The organism is Amycolatopsis sp. NPDC088138 (assembly GCF_044741685.1).
Lineage (GTDB): Bacteria > Actinomycetota > Actinomycetes > Mycobacteriales > Pseudonocardiaceae > Amycolatopsis.
Window position 1 is genome coordinate 381,888 of the sequence record NZ_JBIUTB010000002.1, and the last position, 22,883, is coordinate 404,770.

The 22,883-nt window shown below is 72.1% G+C and carries 20 protein-coding genes; 12 read left to right on the plus strand and 8 right to left on the minus strand.

Translation table 11 applies throughout. The features are described from left to right. The first annotated feature begins 127 nt into the window (after window positions 1-127). A complete protein-coding gene (locus ACIOD2_RS09310; RefSeq protein ID WP_323323560.1) occupies window positions 128-298 on the plus strand; it encodes a zf-HC2 domain-containing protein in 171 nt (56 codons plus the stop codon). Between the two features lie 45 nt (window positions 299-343). Further along, window positions 344-976 (plus strand): class I SAM-dependent DNA methyltransferase, encoded by a 633-nt coding sequence (locus tag ACIOD2_RS09315; RefSeq protein WP_400536279.1) that lies wholly within the window; start codon window positions 344-346, stop codon window positions 974-976. A 91-nt stretch (window positions 977-1,067) separates the two neighbouring features. On the opposite strand, the gene ACIOD2_RS09320 is transcribed toward ACIOD2_RS09315, so the two are convergent. Next, window positions 1,068-2,012 carry an Lrp/AsnC family transcriptional regulator gene (locus ACIOD2_RS09320; RefSeq protein ID WP_400536282.1) on the minus strand — a complete coding sequence of 315 codons (945 nt, stop codon included), beginning with the start codon at window positions 2,010-2,012 and terminating at the stop codon, window positions 1,068-1,070. A gap of 81 nt (window positions 2,013-2,093) precedes the next feature. Here ACIOD2_RS09320 and ACIOD2_RS09325 point away from each other — a divergent pair, with 81 nt between their 5' ends. Beyond that, window positions 2,094-3,395 (plus strand): MFS transporter, encoded by a 1,302-nt coding sequence (locus ACIOD2_RS09325; protein WP_400536285.1) that lies wholly within the window; start codon window positions 2,094-2,096, stop codon window positions 3,393-3,395. Here ACIOD2_RS09325 and ACIOD2_RS09330 read toward each other — a convergent pair. From ACIOD2_RS09330 to ACIOD2_RS09340, 3 genes are read right to left on the minus strand one after another with little or no spacing between them, the layout of a single operon-like run. Beyond that, window positions 3,373-3,780, minus strand: a complete 408-nt coding sequence (locus ACIOD2_RS09330; RefSeq protein ID WP_400536288.1) for a hypothetical protein — start codon at window positions 3,778-3,780, stop codon at window positions 3,373-3,375. The genes ACIOD2_RS09325 and ACIOD2_RS09330 overlap by 23 nt on opposite strands. Then, entirely contained in the window at window positions 3,780-4,649 is an 870-nt protein-coding gene (locus ACIOD2_RS09335; RefSeq protein ID WP_400536290.1) for an oxidoreductase, read from the minus strand. Before ACIOD2_RS09335 ends, ACIOD2_RS09330 begins: the two co-directional genes overlap by 1 nt. 48 nt (window positions 4,650-4,697) lie before the next feature. Then, window positions 4,698-5,876 carry a glycoside hydrolase family 3 N-terminal domain-containing protein gene (locus ACIOD2_RS09340; protein ID WP_400536293.1) on the minus strand — a complete coding sequence of 393 codons (1,179 nt, stop codon included), beginning with the start codon at window positions 5,874-5,876 and terminating at the stop codon, window positions 4,698-4,700. Window positions 5,877-6,056: 180 nt separating this feature from the next. On the opposite strand from ACIOD2_RS09340, the gene ACIOD2_RS09345 reads away from it, so the two are divergent. From ACIOD2_RS09345 to ACIOD2_RS09365, 5 genes are read left to right on the plus strand one after another with little or no spacing between them, the layout of a single operon-like run. Beyond that, window positions 6,057-6,635 (plus strand): LuxR C-terminal-related transcriptional regulator, encoded by a 579-nt coding sequence (locus ACIOD2_RS09345; protein WP_323323546.1) that lies wholly within the window; start codon window positions 6,057-6,059, stop codon window positions 6,633-6,635. Window positions 6,636-6,650: 15 nt separating this feature from the next. After that, entirely contained in the window at window positions 6,651-7,907 is a 1,257-nt protein-coding gene (locus ACIOD2_RS09350) for an extracellular solute-binding protein (RefSeq protein ID WP_400536296.1), read from the plus strand. Between the two features lie 6 nt (window positions 7,908-7,913). Next, window positions 7,914-8,819 (plus strand): carbohydrate ABC transporter permease, encoded by a 906-nt coding sequence (locus tag ACIOD2_RS09355; protein ID WP_400536299.1) that lies wholly within the window; start codon window positions 7,914-7,916, stop codon window positions 8,817-8,819. Then, entirely contained in the window at window positions 8,816-9,640 is an 825-nt protein-coding gene (locus ACIOD2_RS09360; protein WP_400536300.1) for a carbohydrate ABC transporter permease, read from the plus strand. The genes ACIOD2_RS09355 and ACIOD2_RS09360 overlap by 4 nt, the downstream gene beginning before the upstream one ends. Then, entirely contained in the window at window positions 9,637-11,007 is a 1,371-nt protein-coding gene (locus tag ACIOD2_RS09365) for a GH1 family beta-glucosidase (protein WP_400536303.1), read from the plus strand. Before ACIOD2_RS09360 ends, ACIOD2_RS09365 begins: the two co-directional genes overlap by 4 nt. 294 nt (window positions 11,008-11,301) lie before the next feature. Here ACIOD2_RS09365 and ACIOD2_RS09370 read toward each other — a convergent pair whose 3' ends face one another. Further along, window positions 11,302-14,937, minus strand: a complete 3,636-nt coding sequence (locus ACIOD2_RS09370) for a BTAD domain-containing putative transcriptional regulator (RefSeq protein WP_400536306.1) — start codon at window positions 14,935-14,937, stop codon at window positions 11,302-11,304. Between the two features lie 370 nt (window positions 14,938-15,307). Beyond that, window positions 15,308-18,577 (minus strand): BTAD domain-containing putative transcriptional regulator, encoded by a 3,270-nt coding sequence (locus tag ACIOD2_RS09375; protein WP_400536309.1) that lies wholly within the window; start codon window positions 18,575-18,577, stop codon window positions 15,308-15,310. Window positions 18,578-18,754: 177 nt separating this feature from the next. Here ACIOD2_RS09375 and ACIOD2_RS09380 point away from each other — a divergent pair, with 177 nt between their 5' ends. From ACIOD2_RS09380 to ACIOD2_RS09390, 3 genes are all read left to right on the plus strand, one after another. After that, window positions 18,755-19,027: a WXG100 family type VII secretion target gene (locus ACIOD2_RS09380; RefSeq protein WP_400536312.1), complete on the plus strand. Its 273-nt coding sequence runs from the start codon at window positions 18,755-18,757 to the stop codon at window positions 19,025-19,027. A 2-nt stretch (window positions 19,028-19,029) separates the two neighbouring features. Next, window positions 19,030-19,296 carry a WXG100 family type VII secretion target gene (locus ACIOD2_RS09385; RefSeq protein WP_400536315.1) on the plus strand — a complete coding sequence of 89 codons (267 nt, stop codon included), beginning with the start codon at window positions 19,030-19,032 and terminating at the stop codon, window positions 19,294-19,296. Between the two features lie 67 nt (window positions 19,297-19,363). Then, complete coding sequence (locus ACIOD2_RS09390; protein ID WP_400536318.1) at window positions 19,364-19,966, plus strand: LuxR C-terminal-related transcriptional regulator; 603 nt, start codon at window positions 19,364-19,366, stop codon at window positions 19,964-19,966. Here ACIOD2_RS09390 and ACIOD2_RS09395 read toward each other — a convergent pair. Next, window positions 19,939-20,874: an NmrA/HSCARG family protein gene (locus ACIOD2_RS09395; RefSeq protein ID WP_400536320.1), complete on the minus strand. Its 936-nt coding sequence runs from the start codon at window positions 20,872-20,874 to the stop codon at window positions 19,939-19,941. The genes ACIOD2_RS09390 and ACIOD2_RS09395 overlap by 28 nt on opposite strands. Before the next feature lie 119 nt (window positions 20,875-20,993). Further along, on the minus strand, window positions 20,994-21,521 hold the full coding sequence (locus ACIOD2_RS09400; protein ID WP_400536323.1) for a MarR family winged helix-turn-helix transcriptional regulator: 528 nt from the start codon (window positions 21,519-21,521) through the stop codon (window positions 20,994-20,996). A gap of 41 nt (window positions 21,522-21,562) precedes the next feature. Between ACIOD2_RS09400 and ACIOD2_RS09405 the strand changes: the two genes are divergently transcribed. Continuing rightward, window positions 21,563-22,882, plus strand: coding sequence for an amidase family protein (locus ACIOD2_RS09405; RefSeq protein WP_400536326.1), 1,320 nt, complete (start codon window positions 21,563-21,565; stop codon window positions 22,880-22,882). Window position 22,883: the final 1 nt, after the last annotated feature.

Here is a 22,883-nt window from a genome sequence, read left to right on the forward strand (position 1 = left end):
CCCCTGGTGTCGGCCGATCGGGTGGAAAACGGGGGAACGTCGCCGATCGGCCGTACGTCCCAGGACTCTGGAGACGTCTGGTGGTGCGGGTGTTCCCCAGCGGGACGCGGAAACGGAGACGCGATCGATGGGCCGGTACGACCGGACCGACCTCGGGGCCTACAGCCTGGGCCTGCTCGACGACGCCGAAACGGCGCGGGTGGAGCGGCACCTGGCGGCGTGCTCGGACTGCCGCCAGGAGGTCCGGGAGTTCGAGGCCGTCCGCATGATGCTGGACAACCTCGAAAAGTCCACTTAGGACTTCCGGCGGAAACTGTCGGTGCCCGCCGCTAGCTTGCCGGGCGTGACCGATGACCTGTTCCTGAACCCGACCCGGGCCACGTACGCGACCGTTGCGGAGAGTTACAACGACTTCGTGCCACCGATTCGCGACGACATCGAAGACCGCGCGCTGCTGACGGCGTTCGCCGACCTGGTCCGCGGCGGCCCGGTCGCCGACCTCGGCTGCGGTACGGGCCTGGTGACGGCGTTCCTGGCGTCGCTCGGCCTCGACGTCTCCGGCATCGACCTCACGCCGGAGATGCTCGCGGTCGCCCGCCGGAACTATCCCGAGCTGCGGTTTTCCGAGGGTTCGTTGCTCGCGCTCGACCTCCCGGACGGCGGTCTCGCCGGGGCGGTGGCGTGGTATTCGATCATCCACACCCCGCTGTCGAGCCTCCCGGTGGTCGCGGCGGAGCTGTTCCGGGTGCTGCGCCCGGGCGGTCACCTGCAGCTGGGCTTCCACGTCGGCGACGAGCTTGCTCATCGAACGAAGGGCTACGGGCACGAGGGCTTTTCGCTGGACATCTACTGGCTCCCGGTCGACCGCGTCGCCGACCTGATGAGCGACGCCGGTTTCGAGATCCTGACCAAGGTGCTCCGCAACCCGTCGGCCCGGGTACCGCAGGGGCGGGTGCTGGCTCGGAAACCCGCCTGACGCGCCCTCGCAACAAGTCCGTGAATGGCCCATTGAGGGACTTCAAGTCCCTCAATGGGCCATTCACGGACCTTGACCAAAGCAGCGCGGGTCAGTGGGTGGCGGCGGCTTTGAGGGTGCGCAGGACCGGTGCCGTCTCCAACGTGCGGATCTCCTCCAGCGACCCGAGACGCTCGGTCAGGTAGCGGTGCAGCGCCGCCGCGTCGGGGCAGAGGGCGTGGGCCACCAGGTTCGCCGGGCCCGTCGTGGCCAGGACGACCGCCAGCTCCGGGTGGGTCGCCAGCGCCTTCCCGACCCGGTCGACGTGGGCCGGTGACACCGACATCCACAGCAGCGCCTGCGTTGTCGCGCCGAGGACCGCCGGGCTGATCTCCAGGTCGAAGAACATCGTGCCGCCGGCTTGGAGGTCGGCCAGGCGGCGGGCGACCGTGGCCGGGGACCAGCCCGTTGCCGTGGCCAGCTCGGCCAGGCCCGTCCGGCCGTCCTGCTGCAACGCCGCCATCAGGGCGTCGTCGTCCGGCGTCAACGGGCGGCCGCCACCCGCGTGGACCGGTGTCAGCAAAGCGATCTGGGACGGGGACAGCGAAGACGTCCGGCCGGTCCACGCCGTCGGGCCGCCGAAATAACGGTGCAGCACCTGGTGTGCCGACACCGCCGTGATGCTCGCCGTGCGCGGGATGTCCCGCAGCAGCAGGGAATGCCCGCCCACCGGCGCCTGGACGTTCACGCAGATCTCCGTCCCGCCGGAGGTCAGCTTGATCCACGCCGTGTCGCCGCGCCGCGCGAGCTGGTGGGCGAGGTCCTGCGCGGCGTGCGGGGTCGCCGTCAGCCGGACCATCCACTCCGTGTGCCCGCTCCGGTGCGGGTCCGGCAGGCCGACCACACGAAGCGACGCCTCGGCGCGAAGACGGCGATAGCGCCGGGCCACGGTCTGGGCCGAGACGCCGAGGACGTCGCCGATCTTCGTGAACGGCGCCCGGCCGTCGAGCTGCAGCGCGTGCACCAGCGCCCGGTCGACATCGTCCATATTTCTCATTCAAGCGCACTCGATGGAAGAAATCAGCCAACTCGAACCAGTACATGGAACCAACCGGCGCCAGTCCGCACAGTGGGCGGCATGCTGACCAAGACCCGCTGGGCCGCACTCGCCGTGCTGCTCACCGCCGAGGCGATGAACCTGCTCGACGCGACGATCGTCCAGGTCGCCGGCCCGGTGATCCACACCCACCTGCCCGGCCCGGCCGCCGACGTCCCGTGGTTCAGCGCGGCCTACACCCTGCCGTTCGCGGTCTTCCTCATCACCGGCGGCCGCCTCGGTGACGTCCTCGGCCGCGCCAGGGTGTTCAGGATCGGCGTGACGGCCTTCGTGCTCGCCTCCCTCGCCTGCGCGGCCGCGCCCGAAGCAGGCCTGCTCATCGGTGCCCGTGTGGTGCAGGGCGCGGCGGCGGCGCTGATCATCCCGCAGACCATCGGCCTGATCCGCGCGCTCTTCGACGGCGACGAGCTCGCGAAGGCCCTCGGCACCATCGGCCCGGTGATGGGCCTGTCCGCCGTCTCCGGCCCGCTGCTCGGCGGCCTGCTGACGCAGGCGGTGTCGTGGCGGGCGGTGTTCCTGGTGAACGTTCCGCTCGGCCTCGCCGTCCTCCTGGCCAGCGGGCTCCTCCGCGAGGACCGCGCCGAAACCCGGCCGAAGCTCGACGTCGTCGGCACCGTGCTCGTCGTCGCGGGCACCGGGTTGCTGGTGTACCCGCTGATCCAGCCCGGTGAGACGCCGTTGCTGGCCGCGGGCGCCGCGATCCTCGGGGTCTTCGCCGTCCACCAGCGCCGGACGCGCGCGCCGCTGGTCGAGCCGAGCCTGTTCGCCCACCGCGGGTTCCCGGCGGCGCTCGCCGGGTCACTGCTGTTCTTCGCCGTGATGACCGGGCTGATGCAGGTGGTGCCGATGCAGCTGCAGCTCGGCCTCGGCGTGGACGTCCGCACCGCCGGCCTGACGCTGCTGCCGCTGTCGGCCGGGCTGGCCGTCTCGTCGTGGTTCGCCGGGACGTGGCTGGTGCCGCGGTTCGGCGCGCGCGTGATGTACGCCGGTCTCGCGCTGCTGCTGGCCGGCCTGCTCGTCGCGCTCGGCGGCTACCCGTGGCCGCTGCTCGGCGCGATGGCGTTGTGCGGCCTGGGGATGGGGACGTTCACCGTGCCGTTCTTCAGCACGGCGCTGCACCGCGTCCGGCCGCACGAGACGGGCTCGGCGGCCGGGCTGCTCAACGCCGTGCAGCAGCTCGGCGGCACGCTCGGGGTCGCGTTGCTCGGCGGGCTCTACCTGAGCAGCGGGACGGCGACCGCGGCGCTCGGCCTCGCGGCCGGTCTCACCATCGCGGCCGCGGTCGCCGTAACCCCGATGCTCAGTAGTCGTCCCGCCCGGTGAACTGCTGCTCCAGCAGCTCGGCCGCGCCCGCGACCAGCTCCAGCGGATCGATGAACTCGTTGATGTCCAGGTTGACCAGCGGGAGCGAGTGCCGCAGCACGATGTGGTCGCCCATCACCGCGAGCCCGCCGACGACGGTCGACTCGCCGACCTCGATCAGCACATCGAGGAGGTCGACCTCGTCGTGCCGGGCGAACGGCGTCGCGATCTGCACCCAGTCCTCGCGCTTGTCGAGGATCTCGCGCGCGATCACGACGATCTGGGCCCGCTGCTCGGTGTCCGGGTCGTCGCCGTACACCAGCCGGATGCGGATCTCGTCGGGCTCGTCGCGCACCACCCGGTACGCCTGCCTGATGTAGGCGACCAGATCGCCCCAGTCCGCCATCAGATGACTCCGATCCGGTCGAGGTCGGCCAGCACGTCGGCCGGCAGCTCCAGGTCGGCCGCGGCGAGGTTCTGCCGCAGGTGCTCCAGCGAGGACGTGCCCGGGATGAGCAGCATCGACGTCGACCGCTGCAGCAGCCACGCGAGCGCGACCTGCATCGGCGTCGCGCCGAGGCGGGCCGCACAGTCGTCGAGGATCCCGGACTGCAGCGGGCTGAAGCCGCCGAGCGGGAAGTACGGCACGAAGGCGATGCCCTCGGCGGCGCACCGGTCGACGAGCGCGTCGTTCTCCCGGTGCGCCAGGTTGTACTGGTTCTGCACGCACACGACCGGCGCGATCGCCTGCGCCTCGGCGAGCTGCTCGGCGGTCACGTGACTGACGCCGAGGTGCCGGATCAGCCCCTTCTCCCGCAGCTCCGCGAGCACCCCGAACGGCTCGGCGAGCGACATCGCCACCGGGTAGCCGCCGGTCTCGTCGCTCAGCCGCAGGTTGACGACGTCGAGCGCGTCGACGCCCAGGCTCCGCAGGTTGTCGTGCACCGCCTGGGTGAGCTCGTCGGCCGACAGCGCGGGCGGCCACCCCTTGTCCTCGCTGCGGCGCGCCCCGACCTTCGTCACCAGGTGGACGTCTTCGGGGTACGGGTGCAGGGCTTCCTTGATCACGGCGTTCACCGTGTGCGGGCCGTAGTAGTCGCTGGTGTCGATGTGCGTGACGCCCGCTTCGACGGCCTCGCGCAGCACGGCGACCGCGGTGCCGTGGTCCTTCGGCGGTCCCCACACGCCGGGCCCGGCCAGCTGCATCGCGCCGTACCCCATGCGGGTCACGGGAAGTTCTCCCCCGAGGGAGAAAGTACCGCCGAGATCGGACATGTCACTCCTTGCCGTAGGTGCCGCGAAGGAGTCTAGGGAGGATCCGGCTCAGCCGCAGACACCCTTGCCGCGCAGCACCCGCGTCACCGACTCCTGGACGCGGGTCTTCGGCAGCTCGCCGGAGGCGACGGCCTTCTCCAGCCGGTCCAGCACCTCGTTGACACGGCCGCCCGACGACCACAGCGCCTGGTCCGCGCCGGCTTCCAGGGCCTTCAGGACCGCGTCCGGCAGCGAATACTGCGCCGTGATCGCCTTCATCGCGCCCAGGTCGTCGGTCAGGATCGGCCCGGTGAAGCGGAATTCGCCGCGCAGCAACTGGTACGCGGGCGGCGAAAGTGACGCCGGGACGCCGTTCGTCAAGTCCGGCACGTCCAGGTGGCCGACCATCACTGCGACCGGGCCGTAGTCGGCGATGTTCCGGTAGGGCGCGAGGTCGACCGCGCGCAGCTGCGCGAGCGGTGGCGTGACGACGGTGCCCTTGTGGGAATCACCCGATCCGTGGCCGTGGCCGGGGAAGTGCTTCAGCACCGGCTGGACACCCGCGTCGCGGAGGCCCTCCGCGAACGCCGTGGCGTACGTCTTCACGCGGGCCGGGTCGGGGCTGAAGGACCGGTCGCCGATCACGTCGTCGTCCGGCGCGTCCGTGACGTCCGTGTCGGGCGCGAAGTCCACGGTGACGCCGCGGGCCTTGAGCTGACGGCCGCGGTCGGCGGCGATGCCGCGGACCTGGTCCGGCGTCTTGGTCCTGGCCAGCTCCCGCGCGGAGGGCATGTCCCCGTCGAGATCGTCGATGCGCTGGACGCGGCCGCCCTCTTCGTCGACCGAAACGGCCACCGGGAGCTTCGCGACGCCCTGTACCGCGTCAAGTGAGTGATCTTTCAACAACGCTGTTGCGTTACCCCCGATGAAGATCCCGCCGACCTGGTTGTCACGCACCAGTGAGACCGTCGAGGCCGGGTTGTCCCCGGTCACGCCGACGACGACCAGCTGCGCGACCTGACGGCGGACGTCAAGGCTCTTCACGAGCGATGCGCAGTCGCCGGGACGCGCGAGACCCGAGGTCGGCGCGGGTGCGGGTGATGCCGCGGGCACGGGCGTGGGTGACGGAAGGGGCATCCGCGGGACCGCCAAACCGGACACGATCCGCGGCTGCAGGCCGATGACCAGCAGGCTCACGACCACGATGCAAAGGACGGCCCCCACAGCGGCCAGACGTCGGCGGTTCATCGGTCCCTTCAGTCGTCGGAGTGCCCCATGACGGTAGTCGACGGCCCGGCTTCACCGTGTGAAGAGGGACCGTGAAGACGATCGTGAAGAAGGGGCACTGCGCCATTAGAGAATTCGTGAAGGCGGTCTCACCAGACTGGGCGGCGTCAGGAAAATCGATGACGGTTACCAGGAGGCACGATGGACCAGGTGCGCGTGGCGGCGTGGGCGTCCGACCCGATCGCCCTCACCGGGCTGATCAACCACCTGCGGTCCCGTCCCGAGCTGCTGGTCCTGCCACGCGCCCGCCGCGGGGAAGCCGCTGTGCTGGTGTTCGCCGCGAACCAGGTCGACCGTGACGTCATCACCGCGCTGCGGGCCGCCGCCGCCGAGTCGCCCGCCGCGATCGTGCTGGTGGCCGGGCACGTCGATCCGGCGCACCTGGGCCTGCTGGCCGACTGCCACGTCTCCGCCGTGCTGCCGCGGACCGCGCTCGACCGGCTCACCGACAGCGTGCTGTCCGCCGCGCGGGGGCGGACGACGTCGCTGCGCGACCAGGTCGAGGCCCTGGCGCACGACGGAACCGGGGCGTCGCTGACGCCGCGCGAGGTGGATGTGCTTCGCTTGATGGCGGAAGGCTGGGACACTGCCGAGATCGCGGGCAAGCTGTGCTACTCCGAGCGGACCGTGAAGAACGTCATCTACGCCATGACCAACCGGCTCAACCTGCGCAACCGGCCGCACGCGGTCGCGTACGCCGTGCGCGCGGGTGTGATCTGAGGGAAGCTCACCCACGTGGGAACGATCATCCGCCGTGCTGCCGCGGCGGCTGCCGCGCTGGCCCTGCTCGCCGCCTGCAGCCCGAGCGACGCCGGGGGCAAGACCAAGCTCACCATCGCGACCTTCGGTGAGTTCGGCTACGAGCCCCTGATCGCCGAGTACCAGAAGCTGCACCCGGACATCGAGGTGCAGAACCGCGTCACCGACTTCGACACCCACCACAAAGGCCTCGCGACGCAGCTCGCGACCGGCCACGGTGCCGCCGACGTCGTCGCGATCGAAGAGCAGTACATCCCGCAGTACCTGAAGGCCAAGGACAAGTTCGCCGACCTCGCCTCCTTCGGCGCGCGGGACCTGGAAAACCAGTGGGCGCCCTGGAAGTGGGCGCAGGGCACCGACGGCGATTTCGTGCTGGGCCTCGGTACCGACATGGGCAGCCTCGCCCTCTGCTACCGGCGCGACCTGTTCGCGGCGGCCGGGCTGCCGACCGACCGTGACGCCGTCGCGAAGCTGATCCCCGACTGGAACGCCTACGCCACCACGGCCCAGCGGTTCACCGCAAAGACACCGGACGTCAAGTTCGCGGACTCCGCGGGCACCGTCTACACGGCGATGCTGAACCAGTCGCCAGAGAACTACTTCGCGGCGAAGGACGACGCCTTCATCGGCGGCACGAACCCGACGGTGCGCAACGCCTTCTTCCTGTCGGGCGGGATCGCCGAGAAGGGCCAGACGGCGGCCGCGACCACCTTCACGCAGGCCTGGAACGTGGCCATCAAGCAGGGTTCGTTCGCCACGATCGCGTGTCCCGCGTGGATGCTCAGCCAGATCAAGCAGGCGGGCGGTGACGGCAACAGCGGCAAGTGGGACGTCACGACCGTGCCCGGCGCCAGCGGCAACCAGGGCGGCTCGTTCCTGACCGTGCCCAAGCAGAGCGAGCACCCGCAGCAGGCGTACGACCTGGCCCGCTGGCTGACGGCGCCGGAGCAGCAGAAGAAGCTGTTCCTCTCCGACGGCATCCTGCCCAGCGAACCCGCCGTCTACAAGGATCCGCAGGTCGTCGCGCACACCGACCCGTACTTCGGGGACGCGCCGATCGGGAAGATCTTCGCCGCGTCGGCGGACTCCCTGCGTCCCAACTACCGGGGCCTGCACGACGCCGACGTCCGGCCGGAGTTCGGCCGCGCGCTGGGGCGGATCGAGGACAAGACCGAAAACGTCGACCAGGCCTGGGCGGACGCCGTCCAGCAGGCTCAAGCAGCACTGAAGTAGCTCCGAGTGCAGCACCGGCTCGCCCGTTTCGACCGCAAGGTCACGCCGTTGCTGCTCATCGCGCCCTTCTTCGGGTTGTTCGTGGTGTTCGGCGCGTTCCCGCTGCTCTACACGATCTGGGTGTCACTGCACGACTGGAACCTGCTCGACGGCGACCAGGGCTACCTCGGGCTCGCCAACTACGGCGAGCTGCTGACCGATCCGCGGTTCTACAACGCGCTGGCCAACACGGTCGGCATCTTCCTGCTCGCCGCCGTCCCGGAGTTCCTGCTGGCGCTGGGGATCGCCGCGCTGCTCGACCGGCCGCTGCGGGGCGCGACCTGGTGGCGCACCGGGATCCTGCTGCCGAACGTCGTGTCCGTCGTCGCGATCGGGCTCGTGTTCGGGCAGCTGTTCAGCCGCGACTACGGCGTGGTCAACGAAGTGCTCGGCTGGTTCGGCGTCGCGCCGGTCAACTGGCAGGCGACGACCTGGTCGTCCCACGTCGCGGTGGCGTCGATGGTGCTCTGGCGGTGGACCGGCTACAACGCGCTGATCTACCTGTCCGCGATGCAGGCCGTGCCGGCCGATCTGTACGAGGCCGCGGCGCTCGACGGCGCGTCGCGGTGGCGGACGTTCTGGTCGATCACCGTCCCGGGCATCCGGCCCGCGCTGGCCTTCACCGCCATCGCGGGCACCGTCAACGGCCTGCAGCTGTTCGCCGAGCCGCAGCTGTTCGACGCCGGCGGTTCCGGCGGGACCGGCGGCAACGACCGGCAGTTCCAGACGCTCACGATGTACTTGTACGAGAAGGGGTTCACCCATTTCGACGCCGGTTACGCGGCCGCGCTGACCTGGGTGCTGTTCGTCATCTGCGCGCTGTTCGCGCTGGTCAACTACCGGCTCGTGCGCCGGTTCGTGAGGTCGGCGTGAGGGCCCGGCAGCGCCCGGGCGCCTGGGTGTACGCGGTGCTGGTCGGGGTGCTCGGCGCGTCGATCTTCCCGCTGTACTGGTCGTTCGTGGTGTCCACAAGGGACAACTCGGCGATCGGGGAGACGTCGCCGCTGCTGCTGCCGGGCGGGCACCTGTTCGAGAACGTGCGGCGGGTGTTCGACACCGTCGACTTCTGGCTCGCGATCGGCAACTCGCTGATCGTCTCGGGCACGGTGATGGTGTCCAATGTGGTCTTGGCCAGCCTGGCCGGGTTCGCCTTCGCCCGGCTGCGGTTCCGGGGGCGCAACACGCTGTTCCTGCTCGTCGTCGGGTCGGCGATGGTGCCGGCGCAGCTCGGCGTCATCCCGCTCTACCTCGTTGTCGGTGACCTCGGCTGGTACGGCCGGCTCGAAGCGGTGATCGTGCCCGCGCTGGTCAGCGCGTTCAGCGTGTTCTGGATGCGGCAGGCGTGCGAGAACGCGATCAGCGCCGACCTCGTCGACGCCGCGACCGTCGACGGCTGTTCGATCCTGCGCACCTACTGGCACGTGGCGGTGCCGTCGCTGCGCCCGCAGGCCGCGGTGCTCGCGATGCTGACGTTCATGGCGACGTGGAACGACTACTTCTGGCCGCTGGTGGTACTCGACCCGAACGAGACGCCGACGGTGCAGGTCGCGTTGTCGCAGCTGGCCAGCGGCTACTTCACCGACTACGCGCTGATGCTGACCGGGGCGACCGTGGGAGTGCTGCCCGTCATCGTCCTGTTCCTGCTGCTCGGCCGCTACATCGTCCGGGGGATCCTGAGAGGGGCGCCAGTATGACCGAGTTTCCGGCGGGTTTCCTGTGGGGCGCGGCGACCGCGTCGTACCAGGTCGAGGGCGGCGTCACCGAAGGCGGCCGAGGACCGTCCATCTGGGACACTTTTTCGGCGACCAAGGGCAAGGTCCTCGACGGCGCGTCCGGCGAGGTCGCCTGCGACCACTACCACCGCTACCCCGAGGACGTCGGCCTGCTGGCCGGCCTGGGCCTCGGCGCCTACCGGTTCTCGGTGGCGTGGCCGCGGGTGATGCCGGACGGGCGGACCCCGTCGTCGTCCGGGCTGGCGTTCTACGACCGGCTGGTCGACGAGCTGCTGAGCCGCGACGTCGTCCCGGTGCTGACGCTGTACCACTGGGACCTGCCGCAGGTGCTGGAGGACGCGGGCGGCTGGCCGTCGCGGGACACGGCGTTCCGGTTCGCCGAGTACGCGGCGGTGGTCCACGACGCGCTGGGCGACCGCGTCAACCAGTGGACGACGATCAACGAGCCGTTCTGCGCGGCCTTCCTGGGCTACGGCAGCGGGGTGCACGCGCCGGGCGTCCAGGACTACGACACGGCGCTGGTCGCGGCGCACCACCTGCTGCTCGGCCACGGCCTGGCCACGCGCGCCCTGACGGAGCAGGCACGGCCGGGCCACGAGTTCTCGCTGGCGCTGAACTTCGCCCCGGCCATCGCGGACGGCTCGTCACCGGCGCATGCGGAGGCGGCCCGGAAGTTCGACGGCATCCACAACCGGTTCTTCCTGGACCCGGTGCTGGGCAAGGGTTACCCCGCCGACGTCATGGCGGACGTCGCCCACCACGGCGGCCGCTTCGCCGCGTCGGTCCAGGACGGTGACACGGACATCATCGCGTCGGCCATCGACTGGCTGGGCGTGAACTACTACGCCCCGGCCCGAGTGACCCCTCTCGCGGATCCCTTGGCGCCGAGCAACTGCCCCCTGCCGGGCCTGCGGGGCCTGGACGTGCTCCCGGCCGTCCCGCCACTGACGGCGTTCGGCTGGGAGCAGACACCGGCGTCCCTGACTTCGCTCCTGGGTTGGATTTCCACCCGATCCGGCGGGCTCCCGCTGGTGGTGGCCGAGAACGGCGCGTCCTTTGTGGACGAGGTCGTCGACGGCCGGGTCCACGACACCGACCGCATCGCCTACCTGGACTCCCACGTCCGAGCAGTCCACGACGCGATCCGCGCCGGCGCGGACGTCCGCGGCTACTTCGCGTGGTCCCTGCTGGACAACTTCGAGTGGGCGATGGGTTATTCACAACGCTTCGGCCTGGTCCACGTCGACTTCGACACCCAGATCCGCACAGTCAAGGACTCCGGCCACTTCCTGGGCCGCATCGCCAAGTCCAACGCCCTCCCGACCTAACCGACCCCCCGGCACGCGACCCGACCCTCCGGGTACGCGTGTCGACCCTCCAATCACGCGTGTCGACCTTCCAATCACGCGTGTCGACCCTCTGATCACGTCGCCCACGGGGCCAAGACCCGGCCGCGCGGGCTCGAAGGGTCGACACGTGTGATTGCCGAGCCGACACGTGTGATTGGCGGGTCGACACGGCGTCGGTCGCCGTACCGGAACGGTCGGCTCGCGTACCTGGAGGGACGACTCGCGTACCCAGGCGGACGACTCGCGTACCTGGGTGGACGACACGGCGTCGGGTCAGGTGCGCTGGCGGAAGGCGTCGGCGACGCCGGAGCGGGACGGGGTTTCCAGCTTGCCCAGCAAGCGGGCCACGTGGGCCTGCACCGTGCGGCGCGGCAGGGAAAGCTCCGCCGCGATGTCCGGGTTCGAGCGGCCTTCCGCGACCAGGCTGGCGATGCGGACCTCGATGGGCGTGAGGGACTCCCAGCCGTGGCCCGGGCGGATCGGGGAGAACAGCGCGCCGCGGCGGACGCCCAGCCTGCGCAGGCGCGTCTCCGCGCGGCGCAGGTCCCAGCGGGCCGACAAGGCCGTGTACAGCTCGGCCGCTTCCTCGAACGCCGCTTGCGCCGCGTCCAGGCGGCCGGCGCGGGCCAGCAGGACCGCGCCGTCCTCCAGGGCCGATGCCAGTTCCGGACGACGGCCAACCGTGCGGAAGTGCTCGGCCGTGTCCAGCACCGGTCGCGGGTCCTCCTCGATCAGGCCGCGGCACCACGAGACCGCCGCGTGCGCCCGCGCCGGGCGGCGTTCCTTCGCCGCCTCCTCCTCGCAGACGTCCAGGGCCCGCAACGCGCGATCGCGGTCGTCCTGCTCCATCGCCAGCCGGACGAACGCCGGGAGCCACTGGTGCCGCAGCATCATCTGGGCGTACGTCGGGTTCAGGATCGGCTCGAGCACCTCCAGTGCCTTCGCCCGGTCGCCGCGCTGCTCGGCCGCGAGGGCGTCGGCGACCAGCAGGAAGTCGAAGCTCTCCCGCTCGGCGCCGGTCGCCGGGGCGTACTCCTCCGCCGCGTCCAGGTGCGCCGCCGCCTGTGCGCGGTCGTCGCGGCGGCCGGCGATCAGGGCCGCGACGCCGTGCAGCAGCAACGCCGCCGGGCCGGGCTCACGCAGGCCGTAGAACGTGATCGCCGGGCCGTCCTCGGTGACGGTGTCCAGCTCGACCAGTGCCTCGTCCCAGCGCCCCTCCCAGTACCGGTGCACCGCGACGGACACCTGCAGCCCGACCGGCATCGCGTGCCGGGCCGCGACCTCGCCCGCCGTGCGCAGCGCTTCGCCCGCCTCGGCGAGCCGGTCGAGGTTCTGCAGCGTGAAGACGCGGTTGTCGAGCAGGTCCAGGTGCAGGTCGGCCAGTTCGTGCTCGTCACCGACGGCGTCGATCGCCGCGTCGATGTGCTCGAGCGCGCTGTCGTGCTCGCGGCGCACCGAGTCGACCAGCCACAACGACTGCAGCGCGTGCGCGGTCAGGTAACGGTCGCCGCCGGACTGCGCCTTCGTCTCGCGCGCCGCCTTCTCCGCGGTGTCCAAATCGGACAGATCGCCGCGGCGGAAGTTCGCCAGCAGCTGCCGGTGCCGGACGCGCCACAGTTCCGGCACCGCCGGGTCGTCGGCGGACGCGCCGAGCGTCGCGACCGCACCTTCGGTGTCACCGCGGCGGTGCCGCAGCGCCGCGAGCACGTGCCGCATCTCCTCGACGGCGTCCGGCTCGGTGGCGACCTCGAGTGCTTGCTGCGCCAGGTTTTCCGGGTTGCGCTCCAGCCGGAACAACACCTTGACCAGCGCGACGAGCAGGACCTCCCGGCGCGGGTCGTCGCTCGCGCCGGCGGCCAGCGCGCGTTCGAGCAGTTCGACGGCGATCAGCGGCGCCCGGTTCGACACGGCCGCGTGGTGCCCGGCCAGCCAGTCGAGCACCCATTCGTCCACTGTGGCCGGTGCGGCCACGAGCTGCTCGGCGACGCGCTTGACCGGGGCGCCGATCCGGGCCAGCGCCTCGGCCGCCTGCCGGTGCAGCGCCGCCCGCGTCCCGGGCAGCAGCCGGTTGTACAACGCCTGGCGCAGCAGGGGATGCCGGAACGCGAGCTGCGTGCCGGTGTCGATGAGGACGTTCGCCGCGACGGCCTCTTCGAGCGGCTCCAGCAGGTCCGACGGCCGGGAGCCGAGCACCGCGGCGATGTCGCCGACGGCGAACTCCATGCCCAGCAACGCGCCCCAGCGCAGCACCTCCTGCGTCCGCGCGGGCAGGAAGTCGAGCCGCCGGTCGACCGCGGCGACCAGCGACTGCGGCGCCTCGAACTCCTCGGGATCGTCGACGTCGGCCTCGCCGCCGGTCACCTCGACCGCGCCCGCGCGCAGCAGGACGTCGACCATCTCCTTGACGTACAACGGGTTTCCGGCACCACGGGCGGCCAGCTCGCGCAGGCCGGGCCCGGGTGCCGCGCCGATCTGGTCTTCGATGAGCCGCCCGACGTCGTCGCCGCTCAACGGCGTGAGGTCGAGCACGACGCCGTCGCGCGCTTGGACACCGCGACGCAGCTGCGCGAGCTCGGCGCGGTCCGGCGCGGGCCGGGTCGCGGCCACCAGCAGCAGGGGCAGCTGCCGGGTCGCCGCGCAGAGCCGGTGCCACACCAGCACGGACGCCTCGTCGGCCCACTGCAGGTCGTCGACCACCAGCACCTGCGGGGTCTGCGCGCAGAGTTCGTCGACCAGGGCGAGCAGGCGGTCGACGGCGCCGAGCACCGGGTCGGCCGGGCCCCAGCTGCGGCGCACCGGACCCTCACCCGCGAGCTCCTTCGCAACCCGCGCGCGCCGCGGGTCGGCCGAGTGCGCGTCGATCTCCAGGCACTCCAGCATCACCTGCAGCGGGAAGCGGGTGCTCAGCTCGTCGGCGGCCGCCCAGAGCAGCTGGAAACCGGGGCCGGCGGCCAGGGCGCTGGTGAGCAGCTCGGACTTGCCGATCCCGGCCTCACCCTCGATCCACACGGCCCGGCCGCGCCCGGCCCGGACGTCCGCGACGAGCTCCGCGAGCCGCGAGGTTTCTGTCTCCCGACCGAAAAGCCGGTGCCGCGGCACCTGGACCGGCGCGACCGCCGCGGGTGCGTCGAGCGCCGGATCCTGGGCGAGGATCTGCTGCTGGAGCCGCTGCAACGCCGGTCCGGGCTCGACGCCCAGCTCGCCGATCAGCGTCGTGCGGGCGTCGCGGAAGACGTCGAGGGCGTCGGCGTGCCGGCCGCTGCGGTAGAGGGCCAGCATGAGCGACTCGCGCAGCGATTCCCGCAGCGGGTGCTCCCCGGCGAGCACGGCGAGCTCGGGCGCCAGGTCGAGGTGACCGCCGAGGGCGAGCAGCGCCTCGGCCCGCCGCTCCAGCGTGCCCAGCCGCAGCTCGGCGAGGTATTCGCGGTGCCGCTCGGCGAAGCCGCCCGGGACCCCGGAAAGCGCTTCGCCTTGCCAAAGGGCCAGCGCCGCGTCCAGCTCGGTGACGGCGGCCCGCGGGTCACCCCGGTCGAGGTGCTGCTGGGCGAGTTCGCGGTGCCGTTCGAAGAGGGCCGAGTCCAGCGCGTCTTCGTCGAGCAGCAGGGAGTACCCGGCGGTCTCCGACACGAGCAGGCTCGACGCCGACCAGCGCGACCGGTCCGGTTCCAGCGCCCGCCGCAGGCCCGAGACGTAGGTGTGGACGCTGCCTTCGACGCTCGCGGGCGCGGAGTCGCCCCAGACACCGGCGATCAGCTCGGCGCGCGGGACGGGACGGCCGGCGTTGACCGCGAGCACCGCGAAGATCGCGCGCTGACGAGCGGGGCCGAGGCCGATTTCGGCCTCCCCGCGCCAGGCCCGCAGCGGGCCGAGCACGCCCACCCGCAGACCGGTGTCCGCTTCCCCTGGCATGTCGTTCCGTTCTCGGTACCGACTACTCCGCCGAGCTTACTGTGCCGTTCGGTACCAATCCGACCACAGTCACGGCCGAATGGCCCTCCTGGCAACGGTTACCTGTCGCTCAAGGGCGGCCTCCTTTTGGCCGGATTGGTACCCATCTGGCAACACCCGATCGGGTTCACTCTCGGAGGGGAGCTTACTGATCCGGCAAGCCCGGGATCAGCCCCGGCGGCCGGAATCGCGGGGTATTCGTGCGAATCGGCGTCGACGGCGTATGCCCTGGTAGACGGCCCAGGTCAGGGCCTCGGAACGACCATGCCCGACGGGGCGGTTCGGGTGTTGAGAAGGGCGGATCCGTTGTGGGACACCGAAGGCGTCGGTGTCACTCGCCGGCGGCGCGAGAGCGGACCGAGTTCGCCCGCCGGATCCCGAAGGGCTGCATCCGGGACTCCGCGCGCCGGACGTCCCAGACCGCGCCGATGCTCGTGTACGCCGTCAGTGCCGCGCGGAACGCCGTCCTCGCGTCGTCGAGGCGGCCGGACTCGGCCAGCAGGATCGCCGCGTCCTCGGTCGCCTTGGCCTGCTTGAGCAGCCGGCCCGCCGCGCGGTAGTGCTCGGCCGCCGTCAGCACCGGCTCCGGGTCGCCGGTGACCAGGCCCCGGCAGTGCGCGGCCGCGGCCGCGTGGGCCGGCGGCACGTCACCCTCGGGTTCGAGCAGCCGCAACGCCTGGTGCGCGTGCTGCTGGTCGCCGAGCTGCCCGGCGAGCCGGACCAGGTCGGGCAGCCACTGGTGCCGCGCGGCCGGCGGGTAGTTCTCCTCCAGCAGCGGCAAAAGGGCCGCCAGCGCGGCCTCGGGCCGGCCGTCCTGCTCGGCCAGCAACGACTGCGCCGCGAGCAGGAAGTCCCCGCCGTCGGGCTCGAGCCCCTTCGGCCACTGCTGCCGGCCGGCCGCGTCGATATGGGTCCTGGCCTGCTCCGGCTCGCCGCGGTGGCCGGCGATCAGCGCGCCGACGCCGTGCACGAGCAACGCCGAACCCGGGCTGCGCAGGACGTAGGAAGCGGTTTCCGCGCCGTCGCGGATCACCGCGTCGAGCTCGGCCAGCGCCTCCGGCCAGCGGCCCAGCCAGTAGTAGTGCACCGCGCCGGCCAGGTGCATCTCGCCCGGCACCGCGCGGGTCGCGGCGAGGCGGCGGGCGGCGTCGAGGGGCTCGGCGGCTTCGTCGAGGCTGTCGAGGTTCGGCACGGACAGCGCGGCGTCGTCCAGCGGGTGCAGCCCGGCGGGCACCAGGACCGCGCCCGGGTCGTCGCCCAGCCGCTCCAGCGTGGTCAGCAGCGACTCGTGCCGCCCGCGCCACATCTCGGGGACGTCGACGTCGTCGAGGGTCCGTTTCACCTCGGCCGTCGCCTCGGCGAAGTCGCCGCGCCGGTAGTAGATGTAGGCCAGGATCCAGCGCATCTCGGCCGCGCGCCTGCTGTCCGACGTCCGCGCGACGACCGAGCGCGCCTCGGCCTCGGGCTCGCGGCCGAGCCAGAACAGCAGCCGCGCCAGGGTCGCGGTGAGCGTTTCCCGCGCCTCCGGCTGCAGCGCGCCCTGCGTGACGGCGTGGCGCAGCAGATCGACCGCGATGCGCGGGGTTTCGGTGGCGACCGTGCCGATGTTCTCCAGCAGCCAGGTGACGACCCACGGGTCGACCTGGGCCGGTGCCGCCGCGAGCTGCTCGGCGACGCGGTCCGCGGGCGCGCCCGCCGTCGCGAAGGCCTCGGCCAGCTGCCGGTGCAGCGCGACGCGCATCGCCGCGGGCGTCTTTTCGTAGAGCACCCGGCGCAGCAACGGGTGCCGGAACGCCACCCGGTCGCCGGACTCGACGAGCACGCCGGAGGTGATCGCCTCGTCGACCGCGCCCACCAGTGACGTCGGCGTCCGTTCCGTCGCGACCGCGATGTCGGACAAGGAGAACTCGCGGCCCAGCAAGGCGGCCCAGCGCAACGTGTCGCGGGTGCCGCTGGAGAGGAAGCTCAGGTACAGCGTGATCCGCGAGCCCAGCGGGGACGGGATGTTCTGGCACGAGTTGCCGTCCAGGTGCGCGTGCACGCCGTCGAGCACGATCATCGACTGCGCCAGCAGCGTTTCGACGACTTCCCGGACGTAGCGCGGGTTTCCGGCCGCGTAGGACACCAGCAGCTGCAGTCCCGGCCCCGGCGGCGCGCCCACCAGCTCGGTGGCCAGCTCCCGCACGGCGCTCTCGGCCAGCGGCGGCAGCGCGAGCACGGTGGTGCCGTCGGCGTCCAGCTCGCCGCGCAGGTCGTCCAGCGCCGACAGCCGCGGCACCGGGCGGCACGCGCCGACGAGCAGCAGCGGCAGGTCCCGCGTCTCCCGGCTCAGGTACCGCCAGACGCGCAACGTCGTGTCGTCGGCCCACTGCAGGTCGTCGACCGCGAGCACGAGCGGGCCTTCCGCGCACAGCTCGCGGACCAGCCCGAGCAGCCCGTCGACCGGGTCCTCGCCGGGGTGCTCGGTGAGCCGGACGGCGAGGTCGGCCCGGCGTTCGTCGGTGGCCCGCGGGTGCACGCCCAGCGCGTCGAGCAGCGGCCGCAGCGTGAACCGCTGGTCCAGCGCGTCCGCGACGGCGAAGGCGGGTTTCACGTCGGCGTCCTGCGCCGCGGCGAGCACCTCGGCCAGCAGGGCGGTGCGGCCGCTGCCCGGTTCGCCCTCCAGCCACAGCGACCGGCCGGTGCCGTCGGCCAGGCCGGCGACGGCCTCGCGCAGCAGCGCCAGCTCGGCGTCCCGGCCGACGAAGACGTCCGTGCGTTCCGGAAGTGACGTGACGGGGAACCGTGTCACGCGGGCGGGCGCCGCCGGTTTCCGCGCCGGCGGCTCGGCCGGCTTCTCCAGCAGCTGCTCGTACAGCCGCCGCAGCGCCGGGCCCGGCTCGGTGCCCGACGACTCGACGAGCTTGTCCCGGACGTCGGTGTAGACGGCGATCGCCTCGGTCCGCCGGTCGGACCGGGCCAGCGCGCGCATCAGCAGGCCGCGCAGCGTCTCGCGGAAGGGGTGCTCGCGTGTCAACGCTGTCAATTCGGCCACGAGCTCGTGGTGCCCGCCGGATTCCAGCACGATCTCGGCCCGGCGTTCGATCGTCGCCAGCCGCACCTCGCCGAGCCGCGCGCGCTGGGCGGCGGCGAACGGCCCGGGCAGGCCGGACAGCGGGACGCCCTGCCACAGGCTCAAGGCCTCGTCGAGGGTTTCGCGCGCGCCGCGCAGGTCGCCGGCCGACTGCAACCGCTGCGCCTGCTCACGCAGGGATTCGAACCGGTGGACGTCGATCGCCTCGGCGTCCAGGCAGAGCGAGTAGCCGGACCCGATCGACGCGAGCAGCTGCGGGCCCGCACCCTTGGCGCGGCCGGGCTCGAGCGCCCGCCGCAGCCCGGAGACGTACGTGTAGATCGAACCCTGTGCGCTCTGCGGGGGTGCCTCGCCCCAGACGGCGTCGATCAGCTCCTCGCGCGAGACCGTGCGGTTCGGGTTCATCGCCAGCGCGGCGAGGACCGTGCGACGGTGCGCGGAGCCGAGATCGAGCTCCGTTTCGCCTTGCCAGGCCTGCACAGGGCCGAGCAAGCGGAGTCTCGGTGCGGCGCTGTCCGCAGCCGACATCGGTCTCCCTTCGTGCGCTGACGGATCGTCACGCGCCGGATGCCTCAGGTGAGCATACGCGGCGGTCGTGAACCCCCAGGCAAGGATGGCGGACATTCGGGCAACGGCCGTCGGGCGGGGTTTCGTTCGGCTGCCCGGTACGCCACTCTCGGATGCCGGACACGTGAGGAGCCACGAATGAGTTCAGCCGCGCCGACGGACGACATGAAGCGCGCCGCCGTGCGTTTCGCGTCCGCCATCGAGGCCGCGAACTCCCAGCTCCGCGACGTCAACAGCGAGATGGCGACGCTGCAGGCGGCGTGGCGCGGCGAGGCTTCGGTGCGGTTCGGCCAGGCGATGAACGACTGGGAGCAGGAGTTCGACGTGATCCTCACCCGGCTCGCGTGGCTGCTGGAGGCCACCGGCGGCCGGGTGCCGCGGCAGCGGTCCGGCGGGCCGGGCGGGACGTGACGGTGTCCCGCCAGCGGTTCGACTTCACCCTCGCCGATCTCGTGCTCGACCGGATGGGGTCGATCACCGGCGGCATCGGCGAGCTGCTCGCCGAGCTGGAGTCCACTGTGGAGCCGGGGCTGGCGGGCTGGACGGACGAGGCGCGGGAGCGGTACCTGCAGGCCAAGCGCGACTGGGTCAAGGCCGCGGAGCGGATGCCGGACTGCCTCGACCGCGCGCGGGACGCGTTCGGCGAGCTGGCCCGCGGCTACGACGAGCCGGGTTCCTGAAGCGTCTTCAGCCGCGCGTGAAGACGGAATAGGGAGGGCGTGAAGACACGCCGTCCACACTGCTTCCATGAAGCCCGTCGAAGTGACCGTCCTCGCCTCGGACCCGATCACGCACGCCGGCGCGGTGAGCCTCCTGGAGTCCCATCCGGATCTCCGGATCACCGACCTGGTGCCCGACGTGCTGCTGGTGATGGAGGAGCACGTCACCGAGGCGGTGCTGGGCGAGATCCGCGCGGCGAAGGCGTCCCACGTCGTGCTGGTCGTCGAGCACTTCCGCGAGAGCGACCTGATGGCGGTGCTGGAGAGCGGCGTCGTGGCGATCCTGCCGCGCCGCGAGACGGGCGGGGCCGAGCTGGTCACGGCGGTGCTGGCGGCGGGCGACGGCACGGCGAACCTGCCGCCGCGGCTGCAGGGGGCGCTGCTGTCGCAGGTCCAGCGGATGCGCCGGGACGTCCTCGAGCCGAACGGGCTGACTCTGTCCGGGCTCGCCGCGCGCGAGTGCGACGTGCTGCGGCTGGTCGCCGAGGGTTTCGGGACCGAGGAGATCGCCGCGAAGCTGTGCTACTCCGAGCGGACCGTGAAGAACGTCCTCTACGGCCTGATGACCCGCTGCGGCCTCAACAACCGCGCCCACGCCGTCGCCTACGCGCTGCGAGCGGGCGCGATCTGAGCCTTTCGGGGGGCCGGAGCATCAGGAACGGACCCGGTCCGCGGGCGCGGTCCAGCCGGTGGAGCGGATCCACCCGGCCAGATCCCGGTCGGCTCGATCGCCTTCACCGCTGCGAGGTCCGACGGGTGTTCGGACGCCTTGGCGAACTGGCGGAACATCGCCCTGTCGAGGTCGTTGCCGAGGACGCTCAGCGGCAGGGCCTCGTAGCGTGACGGCAGCCCGGCGCGCGCGCCGAACGCGGCGGCGATCTCAGGGCCCGTCGGCTCGTCGCCGATGACCTCGATGGCTCCGCCGGGCACGTCCGCGGTGCCGAGCAGGATCGCGGCGGCGACCTGGCCGATGTCCTTGATCGAGATCATCTTCAGGGCGACGTCGTCCGGCAGCGGCAGCCTCAGCACGATCGTCCCGTCCTCCAGGCTCGGCGCCATCACGGTCGCGAAGTTCTCCATGAAGGCGGTCGGGCGAACCATCGTGGCCCTCAGGCCGGAACGCTTCAGGTACTCCTCGATCCGGTGCTTCGAGTCGTGGTGCGGCACGCCCGTTTCGCGATCCGCTCCGAAGACCGAGTTGAACACGACGTGCGGCACACGCGCCGCGGCCGCCGCGTCGACGAGGGCGGTGCCCACCCGGACCTCCTCCTCGATCTCCTCGAGGCTGTTCGCCTCCGGGGTCATGAAGGAGAACGCGTCGACCGCCTCCAGCGCGGCGACCGTCGACGCCGGGTCGTCGATCCGGACGGTCGCCAGCTCGACGCCGCGGGCGGCCAGCGCCCGCGCTCGATCGGACTCGGGGGTGCGGACGAGGGCCCGCACCCGCGCTCCCCGGGCCAGCAGCGCGTCGACGACCGCGCCGCCCTGCTGTCCCGTCGCACCGAAGACCGCGATCGCACCGTTTTCCCGCGTGCTCATGTCGTCACCTCTCGCTGGGGCAGGCCGTGAACCCGGACTGGTTCACGGCATGAACAATACTAGTTCATGCCGTGAACTAACGCCAGGCGCGAGGGTGCCCAGGAGGACTGCGCGGTGTGTCAGGACGAGGTGGACGCCGAGACGCCCGACGCGTCCACGATGGCGGTGGCCAGGCGTTCGAGGTCGCGCTGGCCGTCGGCGCCGAGGTTCTCCGCGACGTCGGGCAGGCGCTTGGTGGTCTCGGCGAACACCGCCTCGGCGAGGACCTTCCCCGTGGGCGTCACGCCGAGCATGATGACCCGCCGGTCCTGCTCCGAGCTCGCCCGGCTGACCAGGTGGCGCCGCTCGGTGCGATCGACGAGCTGGCTCAGCGCGTTCTTGGTCATGCCGAGCGCGGTGGCGAGGTACGCCATCTGCCGCGGCTCGTCCTTGACCGCGCACAGCAGCGTGGCCTGCAAGGAGGTCAGGTCGTGTTCGGCGCAGATCTGCGCGTACCGCCGCTGGATCAGGACCGAGAGCCAGAAGAGCTTGTCGCCGTAGTCCACGCCCGCCGCCCCTCGTCCGGTGCCGAACGCCCAGTCTACCGACGGCGACCGGCTTGCCCGGCCGTTCCAGCTGCCCGTGAAGTCCGCCTTGCCTGGCTTCACTCGCTACAACGATCCACGGCTGGAGTACTAGGGTCGCGATCATGGTGTCGACCGCCGCAGAGATCGCAGCCTCCGTCCGGGCCGGGACGCTCGATCCGGTGCAGGTGACCAAGGAAGCCCTCGCCCGGATCGCGGCCGCCGACAGCGGCGCGTTCCGCCGGGTGCGCGCCGAGGAGGCGCTGGCGGAAGCCGCCGAAGTCGCCGCACGGCCCGATCTGGCGTCGCTGCCGCTGGCCGGGGTGCCCGTCGCGGTCAAGGACGTCACGGCGATCGCCGGGGAGTTCGCGTCGCACGGCTCGGTGGCGGGACCGTCCACGCCGTTCGGTGAGGACGGCGAGATCGCCGCCCGGCTGCGCGCGGCCGGCGCGGTGCTCGTCGGGCTGACGCGCGTGCCCGAGCTGTGCATCTGGCCGATGAGCGACACCCCGGACGGCATCGCCCGCAACCCCTGGGAGCCGACGTACGTCTCGGGCGGCTCGTCCGGCGGCAGCGCGGCGGCGGTGGCGGCCGGGCTGGTCCCGCTGGCCCACGGCACCGACGGCCTCGGCTCGATCCGGCTGCCGGCGGCGATGTGCGGGCTGGTCGGGCTGAAGCCGGGCGCGGACCGGCTGGCCGAAGGCGGCTGGTTCGGCATGTCGGTGCACGGGCCGCTGGCCACGACGGTCGCCGACGCGGCCGTGCTGCTCTCGGTGCTGGCTTCGGATCCTTCGCTGGCGACCGTGCCGTCGCCTTCGGGGGTGCGCATCGGGACGTCCACGACGGTGCCGGTGCTGCACTCGCCCGTCCCGCGCGAGCTGGTCGCGGCGGTGACGCAGGCGGCGGACCTGCTGACGGCGGCCGGGCACACGGTCGCGCCGGGTGCGCCCAAGTACCCCGTGTCGGCGATCCTGGGCATCTCGGCCCGCTGGTGCGCGGGCCCGGCCGAGCAGGCCCGCGACTTCGACTTCTCCCGGCTGCAGCGCCGGACCCGCACGCACGTCCGTCTGGGGCAGCTGTTCGAGAAGGCCGGCTTCATCCGCGAACGCACCCGGCAGCGCTGGCTCGCGCGGGCGGAGGAGTTCTTCGCGGACCACGACGTCCTGATGACGCCGACGCTCTCGCACTGGCCGGCGAAGGCGGGCCGGTGGCACGAGCGCCGGTGGCCGTCGAACGTGGTGCCGTCGCTGCGCCTGGCGGGCTTCACGGGCCTGTGGAACCTCGCGGGCTACCCGGCGATCTCGGTCCCGGTGAGCCGGGCTCCTTCGTCAGGCTTGCCGACGTCCGTCCAGCTGATCACGAAACCCGGCGGCGAATCGCTGCTGCTGGGCCTGGCGGCCCAGCTGGAGTCCGCGAACCCCTGGCCCCGCACCGCACGCGCGTAGC